This window comes from Adhaeribacter aquaticus DSM 16391 (genome assembly GCF_000473365.1).
Lineage (GTDB): Bacteria > Bacteroidota > Bacteroidia > Cytophagales > Hymenobacteraceae > Adhaeribacter > Adhaeribacter aquaticus.
Window position 1 is genome coordinate 147,812 of record NZ_KI421517.1, and the last position, 12,287, is coordinate 160,098.

A 12,287-nucleotide genomic window follows, 5' to 3' on the forward strand; every position below is an offset into this window, starting at 1 on the left:
ATTTAGCTTCCTGGTTTTAGCTTATATATTTTGCCAGAGGTATAAGCCAGCACGTACAAATTATTTTGGGCATCTTCGCCGAAGGAAGAAAGTGGTACATCTAATTTACCTATCTGCTCATTTTTTACTGCTTTATTTCCTTCATAGGTAAGTGCCCAGATATTACCACTCACATAATCGCCATAAATATACTTACCCTCTAAACCAGGTAAATTTTTATCATGACTTACATAACCGCCTGTGATAGACAACCCGGTACTGGCACCGTGTGGGTAAGTCCATATTGGCAACTTAAGATTAGTTTTGTCGCAGTTAGCCGGATTAAAGCAATTATTTGCCTCCATTAAACGCCAACCATAATTACCACCTTTTTCTATTATATCAACTTCTTCAATTTCATCTTGTCCCACATCGGCAGCCCAAAGTAGTCCTGTTTTCCGGTCAAAATTAAAGCGCCACGGGTTACGCATACCATAAGCAAAAATTTCTTCCCGAAATCCTTCTGTGTTGTTTTTAAATGGATTATCGGCAGGAATACCATACTTCATTGAACCAGCTGCATTATCTACATCAATCCGAATGATCTTACCTAATAATTCTTTTCGGTTTTGGCCGTTATTTAAGGGGTCGCCGCCACTTCCTCCATCGCCCGAAGCAATGTACAAATATCCATCGTTACCAAAAGCTACCTTACCTCCATTATGGTTGCTGTAAGGCTGCCGGTAGGTCAACAATATTTCTTCACTCTTCGGATCAGCTGTATTTGGATTGCCCTGATTTACTTTAAACCTGGAAATATAAGTTGTTAATGGGTTGCCTCCGGTATAATTTACATAGAAATAGCCATTTTCTTTAAACTTCGGATGGAAAGCCAAACCCAACAGCCCTCTTTCACCGCCACTAACTATTCTATCCGTAATATCTAAAAATACGGGGGCAGTTTTTACATCCGCCTGGTTAGGGAAAACATGAATTTTACCTTTTTGCGCAATCACAAAAATCCTATCTGTACCATCATCGGGGCTGGTTAATTCTACTGGCAGATCGATAACTAAATTAGGGAAAGCGGCAGTAAGCGTATATTGACCAGTAGGAACAGAAGGAGCACTAGCAGCATTATTTGTAGAAGGATCGTTTCCCTTTTGGCCGGAGGAAGGATCGCAACTGGAAAAAATAAGCGCCAAAGGTGCTAATAAAACTAATTTTGAAATTTTCATAAATTCTTTTTAGCAATTTAAAACGTGTTAGGAAAATAGCTTAGATACCTAAAAATCAATCTAAAAATAAAGCAAGAATAAACCTATACTATTGTAAATACGGAACATACAGGTTTAAGTAAATTTATTTTAAAAAACCTATATTCTAACGTTCTGAAAGGCTAAGATATATTTGATTGTTACGTTTATAAAAATCCTACGTACAGCCGAGGGTAAAGATTATAACTTTGAACAAAGCTCTTCACCGAATTCACTCCCAGCATGCAAAGGCGTTAAAGCATGCTATTTTAAAACAGCGTCCGCTTGTTATTTGGATGACCGGTTTACCTGCCTCCGGCAAAAGTACTTTAGCCAGAGCATTAGAAACCCGATTGTTAGAAGAAGGTTATTTCACCCAATGGATGGATGGAGACAGCTTACGATTGGGCCTTACCAGCGATTTAAGTTTTAGTGATGCAGATCAGGAAGAAAATATCAGGCGTTCTTCGGAGGTAGCTAAGTTATTTCTGGAAAGTGGCATTATTACCATCTGTACTTTTATTAGTCCAACTAGCCATATACGCTCCATTGCCCGTAACATAATTGGTGTCACTAACTTCATGGAAGTATACTTGAATTGCTCTTTAGAAACCTGTGTGCAACGCGATGAGGAAAACTTGTATGGCCGGGCTTTACGTGGTGGAGTAGTTAATCTATCGGGCGTCAGTTTTCCTTATGAAGCTCCGGACCGACCCTCGCTGGAGCTATTTACTGGTTATCATTCCATAGAAGATTGTACAAATCAACTAATGGAGGCAATTATTCCCCGCATAAGGCCTTTATAAATATAAAATATTATTTCACCTTTTGCCGTATCGCTAAAGTTTTAACTTTATCTTCCTGACTTAGTTACTTATTGTTAGAATTGGCTTATACTGTTTGTTTTCCACCATTTTAAACTAGCTTAGCGTGCCTTATAAAACTAGCTTCCGGTCTTTTAACCTAATTCTCAGAAACATTATCTGGGCCAGCGCAGGACTATTACTATTTACCAGCGGTTGTCAGGAAAATAAAAAGCAAACTTCCGCCCAGTCTGTTTCCTCTCAGGTTAGGCCAGTAAAAGCAGATAGTACAGTCCGGCCAGTTAAGCCAGCATCTTCCCCAGACACGGCAATTGCAGACTCCACTACCAGGAAAACAGCTAAAGCTCCCTTAAAAGCTAATCAGGATAGTCTGCGAAAAAATCTCCCCGGTTGGCCGGTTAAAGGACCAGAACCATTGCCCGGAGCCGTTTTACCCGGTAACCGGATCATAGCTTATTACGGCAATCCGCTCTCAAAAAGAATGGGTATCCTTGGGGAATTGCCACCAGAACAAATGTTCGCAAGACTGGATAAGGAGGTAGCAGCCTGGCAAAAAGCCGACCCGAACACACCTGTGAAACCTGCTTTTCATGTAATTGTAGTAACTGCCCAGGGTAAGCCCGGGCCCGGAGGTAAATACCGGCTGCGCATGTCTGATCATGTGGCAGAAAAGGTAATTGGTTGGGCCAAACAAAAAGACGCCTTAGTTTTTCTCGATATTCAGATTGGGCAGAGCACCTTACAAGAGGAATTGCCCCGGCTGATACCTTTTTTAAAACAACCAAATGTGCACTTAGGGATAGATGCTGAATTTGCCATGCAAGGCAATGGGGTTCCCGGGCGACGTGTTGGTTCTTACGATGCTGCTGATATCAATTATGCCACTTCTTTGTTGGCCAAGTTAGTTGATGAGCATCAAATTCCGCCCAAATTGCTCATTGTTCATAGGTTTACCCAACGCATGATAACCAACTATAAAAATATTAAGTTAGACCCCAGGGTACAGATTGTAATGCATATGGATGGATGGGGCTCACCGGCACTAAAAAGAAGTACTTATTCCCGCTACATTCAGCGTGAGCCTGTACAGTTTACTGGGTTCAAGGTCTTTTATAAAAACGATGTCCGGAAACAAGGTTGGCGCCTGATGACCCCGGAAGAAATATTACGTCTGCAGCCCCAACCACTTTACATTCAGTATCAATAATAAAGCAAAAAGCTTAAACTGAAATAGTAAGGTAATATAATTTAACTCTATTTTATATAAGTAGAGTAAAGGATAACTGTTGCCTAATTATAAAATAAAAGTATTAGGCTGTAGAAAATTTTACTTTCTAAAAAGCGGTAAATTATTAGAGTCTTAAAGCCAAAGGTTATTTGCCTGGTAAGCATTAACCTTATAATTCTTACTTAACTTTTCATCCTGGTTATGCTTCCGAATAAATTCTTCCGACAAATATAATTCGCCCATATGCATTGGCATCTCCGGATTTACCAGGTGAACATAATCTTTTAAAAAATTAGTAAATAATTCATCTACATACAGCGAATTAGGCACCTGCTTTAACAAACACATAGTTATCGAAAGTAAGTGATTAATTTGAATGTCTTTGGAATGTAAAGCTATATCTAAAGAATCAAACGAGTCGCCACATTTATCTATTTCTCCGATGTGATGATAAGCAGCAAGGGTAGCATTTAATTTGTGAATGATTGTGTAATAAAAATTCTCGGATTCCATCTCCTTATTATCCTTCAAGGTACTCATTTGTTTCTTTACGGATAACAACACAAACAGTAACACCAAAACAGAACTTTTTTAAGATTTTTTTATATTTTAAAAAACTAATATTCTCATCAGCTACCTGGCTAACAATAACATAACACTATTTCAGGAACTATTTAAGCCTAGAAAAGGTATTGGGTTTAACTGGTACAAGGCTAAAAAGCATATACTCCCATAGCCCTTTAATCAGCCAGTTTTAAATAAATCTTTGATGAAATATTTATTATTATTGCTTTTGCTCTGCGCACAAATTAGCTATGCTCAGTCTGATTCCACCTATACCTCAGATTCTCAGCTACCTGCTGGCACTAAAACAAAGCCTGCTGCTAATGAAGTTTATAATTATCGTAAAGCCGGCTATTTAAATGCAGCCAACTTAGATACACTCCCTTATCGCAATGTAGTCCGTTCAAATGTAGATGTTAAAAGTTTGGTTTTGCCCTCGCTAATGCTCGGTTACGGCTTGATTACTTTAAATAACCGGTCCTTACTGGCAACCAATGAATTTTTACAAGACCAACTGCAAGAACAATATCCCGGTTTTAACAGCAAACTGGACGATTACACCCGGTATGTTCCTCTAGCCGCTGTATATGGCTTAAATCTGGCCGGAGTAAAAGGTAAAAACGACCTGGTAAATATGAGTATGCTTTTTGTGCTCTCCAGCTTTCTAAGCAATACATTTACCAAAAACTTGAAAAACATGGCAAAGGAACAGCGCCCAAATAATACAACATTCGATTCCTTTCCTTCTTTACATACCAGTTCTGCCTTTGCCAAGGCTGAACTATTGCGTCAGGAATATAAACACCTTAGTCCTTGGTATGGCATTGCCGGTTATTCCTTTGCAGTAGCTACCGGAGCTATGCGGATGCTAAACAACAGGCATTGGTTTTCAGATGTAGTAGCGGGAGCAGGTGTTGGCATATTATCTACCCGGATAGCGTATGTGGTGTACCCGTGGCTACAAGAGAAAATTGCCCAAGGCCGCTATAAACAGTTAATGGTAGTACCCACTTATGAGCGTGGTGGCTTTGGCCTGGGCATGAGCTACAATTTAAATCAGAAACAAAAACGTTAAAATAATAACTATAAAAAAGCCTCCCGCACCAAAAGTACAGGAGGCTTTTTTATAGTTATTATTTTTCTTATTTAGCGCTCATTGATTCCGCTAGCTTAACCGCTTCATAGGCATTTACAATACCACCCGTTACGGATAACTCATCAAATTTTACTAATTCCGGACGCTTATCTTCCGAAGGTTTATTTACCCGTTTATCAGTATACTTAACTGTAGATTTTAGAATAATCTCCCGAATTTGTTCAGCAGTTAAGTTAGGGAAATAAGAGAAAAGTAAAGCTCCTATTCCGGCTGTTACCGGAGCCGCCATACTGGTTCCACTATTATTTTTATATTTTTGGCTAGGGATAGTGGAATAAATATCTACACCCGGTGCAAATACATCAACTGTCTTCTTACCATAGTTAGAAAAATCCCCCACAAAGTTAGTGGCATCTCCCCAGGACGAAGCGCCTACTTCTACCCAGTTTTTAACTTCTTTATTTTCATCTATTTTTTTAGAAGGGTAGTTGTGGGCATTATCAATGTTTTTAGAATCATTTCCGGCTCCATGCACCAATAATACACCTTTAGAAGCTGCGTATTTTATAGCATCATCTACAGCTTCTTTATTTGGAGAATATTCTTTACCAAAGCTCATATTTATAACTTTAGCCCCATTATTTACCGCATAATAAATGGCATTAGCAACGTCTTTATCACGTTCGTCTCCGTTTGGCACGGCCCTTACCACCATAATTTTCACGTTATCGGCAATACCTTTTATTCCAATTGCATTGGTACGGTTGGCAGCAATAATACCGGCCACGTGGGTACCATGTTCGGCAAAAGGACCTACTACATCATTATTCCCATAGCCCTTTTCTTTTATGTTATTCGGGTCATCGCCCACAATTTCCCGGGAATCGTAATTAGGATTCAGGTTATATTTTAGCTTTTCCAGAAAATAATCTTCCCCCTCGGCAAAAGCTTCTTTAGTAAGCTTATTCTGAGCCATGTACTGGATCATAGTTTTGGCCTGAGCTACTTGTTCATTGGCTGGTTTTAGTTTCTCTAATTCTTCCAGCGTATATTCGTCTTTGCCCATGGCTCCCTGCACAATCCCATTAGCCATTTTGAAGGCTTCATTCAATTTCTGAAATTGTTCATATTGGGCTTCGGTTTCTTTCAACTCATATTCAAAAGCTTTTTTAATTTGCAGGTATTGTTCAAAACCTGCTTTATCTTTTTTCTTAAACTTTTCTGCCTGGGCTCCTTCAAATCTATTTTTTAAGGTTACATACAGCCTGGTTAGCTCCTGGGTGTCATATTTTACATTACGGCCATCTTTCCCGCCAATAAAGTTCCAGCCATGCACATCATCAACATAACCGTTTTTATCATCATCTACTCCATTTCTGGGCACTTCTTTTTCGTTCGTCCAGATTTTGTCTTTCAGATCTTCATGGTTAATATCTATACCACTATCAATTACGGCCACTACTACTGTTTTGGAAGAACGGTTTTTTAAATATTCGTAAGCTTTTTCAGTACTTACTCCTGGCACTCCATTTTGTACCGGATCCAGGTTAAACCAGTTTATAGGTGCTTTTCCTGCAGTATCAGCTACAATACTCAACGTCTGCCGTGCAGGCACAGCCGCCTGAGTTGCACCTAAAGAACCAAAAAAGAGACCCAAAGCCAATAAAGAGGTTGGTTTCATATATAAATTTTAGTCGATTAAAAAATGTAAATAAGCAATAATTACCTGGTAATTAATATAATATTCATACTATATTAAACTCCTTTACCAGATTAAAATCTCCATGTTAGTAAAGCAATAACTTTACCAATTGTAACGCATTAGCAGGTACAGGGTTGATTTATATTAGTTAAGCTCAAGTTCCTGAACTATTACCAACCAGCCTGAGAATAATAAGTTTTTATCCTTAGGAAGGATTGCCCTTTACCTGATAAGTATAACGCTAAACAACCAGTTTATTTTTTACCCGCAGCTACTTATGAAAAGCGGTGCCTGCAATTCAGAAGATTTAACTTCAGCAAATTCTGTCATAAAAAAATGGTTGCCTTGGATAAAGCAACCATTTCCTAAATTTAAACATTTAACAATAAGTGTTTACTAAAGCTAGATTTTAGTTTGCACCTTTTACCTGCATGGGTAATATAAACACCGATTCCAGGGCTGTAATAAATAAGGTTTTACGATCCTTTCCTCCAAAGGTAGCATTTGCCGTCCAGCCGGAAGGAACCGGTATATGCTCAATTTTTTCACCTTTAGCATTATATACTGTAATACCTCTTCCGCATAAATATACATTGCCACGGCTATCCATAGACATGCCATCAGATCCTTGGTCTACAAACAGTTGGCGGTTTGTTAAGGAACCATCTTTATTAATCTGAAACTTATAAGTTTTATTTCCTTCAACATCGGCTACATACAAAGTCTTACCATCTGGCGTACCTATGATACCATTAGGTTGCTGAAAATCTTCTGCTGCCACCACGGCCTCATTTTTACCTTTTGGTAAATAATAAACTTTTTTTCCTCCCAAGTTAGGGTCCGGGCTCTTTCGGTCCCAATACGGCCGTTGGTAATAAGGATCAGTAAAATAAATATCTCCGTTTGGATGTATCCATAAGTCGTTCGGGCCATTGAACGTATGACCTTTAAAATCTTTAACCAGCACAGTTACTTTTTTATCCGGGCTTATTGACCATAACTGCCCTTCCTCATCAGCACAAGTAATTAAATTGCCTTTATTATCGAAGTACATGCCATTTGATCTTCCGGTCTTTTCCAGGAAAACGGAGAATTCCCCGTCTGTACTGTACTTCCAGATTTTATCATTGGGCTGATCCGTGAAATAAATGTTTCCCTGTTTATCTGCCGCGGGGCCTTCTGTAAAAGAAAATTGTTTGGATAAAAGTTGAAGTTGGGCACCCGGTGCAACTACGCTACCTGTTTGTTCATTACCAGAGGCAGCCGGCTGCTTAGCTGTGCACTGATAAAAAAATACAGAAAGGGCAAGTAAGGCTAATTTCTTCATCATAATATTTTTCAGCAAGATAAAAAAAAATCTTTAAGCTGCTTTATTCCCTTTTATTTCTGATAACTCTTTCATTGGAGACCAATTAGATTAAAACTTTAAAAGGAAACCCATTGATTTTTAGAATACTTTATTTGAGTTTTTTATAACCCACTATAAATCAATACCTACTTTTATCATTCTTCAGATTTTCTTCAGAATTATGTAGTAATATCGTAGTATAATATTCGTGGTAGGTATTATAATTTGCTTTAATTAAACTGTTAGAAATCTAAAACAGGTTCCTGCTTTTGGTTAGCATTTATAGCCATCGACTCTATTTTTATTTTTTGCATTTAAGATTGAGTAAGTTTAGTGGATTTTTCTGCTCAGTTTTGCAAAGAATAAGCCCCCAAAATTTAGGTCGATGGCTATTTTTTTGTTTCTACATTAACTGCTTTATTTTTCTTGTCTTTATTATTCCCTTATTTTCTGCTAATCCTGATCAGGAGACTTTTAAGGATTAATAATTATTTAAAACCAGATATTTAACTCCCAAAGTTTACTGCCGTATCCTTATAATCTTGGTACTAAAATTAAAACGGAAGCTATGAAAGAGTTAAAAGATTTAAATGACGTGCTGCTGAACGAAATTCAGTCGTTGTATAGTGCAGAAACATTGATAATTGCTGGTTTACCCCGAATGATAGAGAAAGCCCACAACGAAGAATTAAAGGCAGCTTTTACCCAGCATTTAGCAGAAACAGAACGCCAACGGGAGCGCCTGGAGCAAATAGCTAAACAATTTAACATTGACCCAGATGATGTAGGCAATCCGAGTTTAAAAGGTTTAATTGCCGAAGGTGAAAAATTAATGCACAAAGATGCTGCGCCGGAAGTAATGGATGCTGTACTGCTTGCCGCAGCTCAAAAAATAGAACACTATGAAATTTCTGGTTATGGAACCGCCGCCTACCTGGCCGAAGAATTGGGATTAAATAATGTTGCGCAGCTCCTCCGCCAGACATTAGAAGAAGAACAAAAAACGGACACCATTTTAAATAACCTGGCTAAAAATAGAATAAACCGCAAGGCTTTAGAGGTATAAGCGCCGTGTTAATACATAATAAACGTTAATACAGAATAAACGAAAAGGCCGAAAATTACATTCGGCCTTTTTGCTTTTTAGTTAGCTATTGTCGGGAGGCTTGTTTTCTGTTTGCCTCTTCTATTGCATCATAAATAACCTGCTGCACATTGGTACGGGTATTAAGTTGGCTTAACTTGTTATTATTCCGGCTCGGATATACCCGGTTCGATAAGAAAACATAAACCAAATTGTGTTTTGGATCTACCCAAGTAAAAGTACCGGTAAAACCGGAATGACCAAAACTTTCTGAGCTAGCTCCTTTCGCTGCATTGCCATTCTCTATATAAGGTGAATTTACTCTGTCAAAACCCAAGGCTCTACGATTGGTTGGGCAAAACTGGCAATTGGTATAGGTATTTAAAGTAGCTTCAGAAATATACCGGCGGCCAGCTACCTGCCCTTTTTGCAAATACATCTGCATGAGCTTTGCTAAATCATTGGCGTTACCAAACAAACCAGCATGCCCCGATACGCCACCCAACATGGCTGCACCTTCGTCGTTTACTGTACCATGTAACAACTGTTTCCGGAACAACGAATCGTACTCTGTAGGTACAATCCGATTATTGGGAAAATGTTGTTCAGGTTTAAAGGTTAGCGTAGTAGCCCCCAGTGGTTCATAAAAATTCTTCTGCAAGTAATCTTCAAAGCTTTGCCCGGTTAATCGCTGAACAATTATCGGGTACAAGTAAAATGATAAATCACTGTATACATAACCAGCTTTTTCGTTTAGCGGTGAATCCTTTATTTGTTCATAAATCTTTTTTGGATACTTCCGGTGCATATACAGGTTTTGCGCTACTTTAATGGGAAAACGGGCAGATGAATCAGTTTTAAAGGTAAACCACTTAAATTTACCATTCTTCTTCATGGTATTTTGCCAGAAAGGAATCCAGGCTTTCAGGCGGGCCTGATGAGCTAATATTTCTTTGAAAACCAGATTTTCCTTACTCGACCCCTTGAATTCAGGTAAATAGTCGCCAACAGTTTTATTGAAGTCGAATTTACCCTCGTCCTGTAACTTCATCAGAGCAGCCATAGAGGCACTAACTTTGGTAACAGAAGCTAAATCATATAAATCGGTATTTTTAACGGGCACTTTATTTTCGTAGGTATGGTATCCGAATGATTTTTGGTAAATCACATTTCCGCCTTTGGCTACCAATACCTGAGCACCCGGTATAGCTTTTTCCCGAATGGCCAGGTTCACTAAAGAATCTATCCGGCTAAACGTTTTTGAACTCAAACCTGCATCTTCGGGATAACTGTATTTAAACCGGCTTCCTTCTTTTGTTTGTAAGCCGGCCTGAGCTTTGAACGTACTGGAAACCGTTACCGGTAATTTACCCTGAGCACCACTTCCTCCAAAAATAATCTGAGCAGCAATTTCCTGAGAGTTTTTAGATTCCTGATAAGCTGTTATCAATCCACTAACTTTGGTTAAATCCTGAAACTTTCCCAGGGCATAGGCATTTCCGAAAACACTGACAATAGTAGGTTTGGTGCGGGCCAGTTCTTTTATAAAAAGTACTGTTTCCGGGCCAACTCCATAATTAGCCGCAGGACGGGAGCTTAAATCATGCACCCCGGCAATAACTAAATTATATTGCTTTAGTTTATTTTTTAAATTGTGTAAATAGTCCAGATTACTGTTGGCAGGCAAGTACAGGTAATCAACCGCCACATAATCGGAAAGCTTTTGCTGAAATGCAGTTGGAGCATTGGTACCAATAGCTAAAGCTGCAATTCGTAACGTATCCAGGCGTTGCAGCGGCAGCATGTACTTACTGTTACGCAATAAAGTAACCGACATTTCGCTTAACTTCCGGTTGATATACTCGGCTTTGGAGTTGTTTAAATCCTGGTAAAGGTTTTTAAGTGGCACCGATTTATAATTATTTAGTCCTGCCCAATATTTAGCTGCCAATACCCGCTTACACCGTTCGTCAATTTCTTGCTGGGTAATCATTTTTTTGGCAATTGCTTCTTTTACCATACTAATAGCCTTGCCTAAATCTTCTGATAACTCCAATACATCATTGCCCGCTAAAATGGCTTTTAGATCGGCCAAACCATTAGGAAAGTTATTGGTAACCCCCTTCATGTTCATGGCATCTGTAAAAATCAGTCCTTTAAAGCCAAGCTCTTTCTTCAATATATCGGTTACTATTTTTTTAGATAGCGTGGAAGGTAAATTAGCCGTTGAATCTAAAGAAGGAATATTCAGGTGGGCAACCATTACACTACCCAGCCCTTTTCTCATAATCTCCCGGAAAGGGTACATTTCCAGGGAATCCAGGCGCTTACGGTTGTAATAAATTTTAGGTAAAGAATAATGGGAATCTACATTGGTGTCGCCATGACCCGGGAAGTGCTTGGCATTAGCTAAAATGCCATTATCCTGCATACCCTTCATATAGGCATACCCTTTACGTGCCACGTTGTATTTATCCTCGCCAAAGGAGCGGAAATTAATTACCGGATTTTCTGCATTATTATTTACATCTATTACCGGGGCAAAATTAACATGCATGCCAATGCGCTTAAACTGCCGGGCAATTTCAGCTCCCATTTCGTAGATCATTTGCTCATCCTGAATGGCGCCCAACCCCATTTGGTACGGAAACTTGGTAGTGCTATCCAAACGCATACCAAGCCCCCACTCGGCATCCATTGCTATCAACAATGGTACCTTAGATACACTTTGGTAGTAATTGGTAAGTTTGGCTTGCCGAACAGGACCTCCCTGGAAAAAAACCAATCCCCCAACTTTATACTTTTTAATAACGCGGGCTACAGAATCTTCAAAAGCTTTATTCTTATTAGAATAAGCCGCTATCATCATAAGCTGGGCAATGCGTTCATCCGGAGACAAGGTAGCAAAAACCGAATCTACCCACTTTTGGTTATACTTTAAAAAAGGTGGATTAGCATCAGCGGCTCCCTGCAGCCGGTAATTAGTGTCCTGGGCAAACCCTTCGGATAAAAAACAACAAAAAAGGGCAAAGGCAAAAAATAATCTTTTCAAAATATCGCTGGTACTAAAGCTATTCTTATCTTATTTATACTTTTAATCTTCGCTTTTCATAAAAGATTAAAAGCATTTTGAATCCTATAACAAAAAGGACTTCATTGGCAATTAATAAAGTAACAGATTAAATCTGAAGAATTTCTGTACTTCA

At 38.9% G+C, this 12,287-nt stretch carries 9 protein-coding genes; 4 read left to right on the forward strand and 5 right to left on the reverse strand.

Features of this window, described 5'->3' with window-relative positions:
• Positions 1-2: 2 nt before the first annotated feature.
• The gene (locus tag ADHAQ_RS24305) at positions 3-1,217 is read right to left on the reverse strand and encodes a PQQ-dependent sugar dehydrogenase (RefSeq protein ID WP_034256519.1); all 1,215 of its coding nucleotides are present in this window, start codon (positions 1,215-1,217) and stop codon (positions 3-5) included.
• Positions 1,218-1,444: 227 nt separating this feature from the next.
• On the opposite strand from ADHAQ_RS24305, the gene cysC reads away from it, so the two are divergent.
• Together cysC and ADHAQ_RS0102480 are read left to right on the forward strand one after the other, a co-directional pair.
• Complete coding sequence (gene cysC, locus ADHAQ_RS0102475) at positions 1,445-2,041, forward strand: adenylyl-sulfate kinase (protein ID WP_051359669.1); 597 nt, start codon at positions 1,445-1,447, stop codon at positions 2,039-2,041.
• 124 nt (positions 2,042-2,165) lie between these two features.
• Positions 2,166-3,266, forward strand: coding sequence for a hypothetical protein (locus tag ADHAQ_RS0102480; RefSeq protein WP_245590564.1), 1,101 nt, complete (start codon positions 2,166-2,168; stop codon positions 3,264-3,266).
• A 153-nt stretch (positions 3,267-3,419) separates the two neighbouring features.
• Here the strand turns inward: ADHAQ_RS0102480 and ADHAQ_RS0102485 are convergent, their stop codons facing one another.
• Entirely contained in the window at positions 3,420-3,827 is a 408-nt protein-coding gene (locus ADHAQ_RS0102485; protein ID WP_034256520.1) for a hypothetical protein, read from the reverse strand.
• A 229-nt stretch (positions 3,828-4,056) separates the two neighbouring features.
• On the opposite strand from ADHAQ_RS0102485, the gene ADHAQ_RS24310 reads away from it, so the two are divergent.
• Positions 4,057-4,926, forward strand: a complete 870-nt coding sequence (locus tag ADHAQ_RS24310; RefSeq protein ID WP_051359670.1) for a phosphatase PAP2 family protein — start codon at positions 4,057-4,059, stop codon at positions 4,924-4,926.
• A 67-nt stretch (positions 4,927-4,993) separates the two neighbouring features.
• Here ADHAQ_RS24310 and ADHAQ_RS24315 read toward each other — a convergent pair whose 3' ends face one another.
• Entirely contained in the window at positions 4,994-6,628 is a 1,635-nt protein-coding gene (locus ADHAQ_RS24315) for a S8 family peptidase (RefSeq protein ID WP_071781083.1), read from the reverse strand.
• Between the two features lie 430 nt (positions 6,629-7,058).
• Positions 7,059-7,976, reverse strand: coding sequence for an SMP-30/gluconolactonase/LRE family protein (locus tag ADHAQ_RS0102500; protein WP_026461583.1), 918 nt, complete (start codon positions 7,974-7,976; stop codon positions 7,059-7,061).
• Positions 7,977-8,565: 589 nt separating this feature from the next.
• On the opposite strand from ADHAQ_RS0102500, the gene ADHAQ_RS0102505 reads away from it, so the two are divergent.
• Positions 8,566-9,063 carry a YciE/YciF ferroxidase family protein gene (locus tag ADHAQ_RS0102505; protein WP_034256522.1) on the forward strand — a complete coding sequence of 166 codons (498 nt, stop codon included), beginning with the start codon at positions 8,566-8,568 and terminating at the stop codon, positions 9,061-9,063.
• Between the two features lie 85 nt (positions 9,064-9,148).
• Here ADHAQ_RS0102505 and ADHAQ_RS24320 read toward each other — a convergent pair whose 3' ends face one another.
• The gene (locus ADHAQ_RS24320) at positions 9,149-12,133 is read right to left on the reverse strand and encodes a serine hydrolase domain-containing protein (RefSeq protein WP_051359671.1); all 2,985 of its coding nucleotides are present in this window, start codon (positions 12,131-12,133) and stop codon (positions 9,149-9,151) included.
• Between the last annotated feature and the right edge of the window lie 154 nt (positions 12,134-12,287).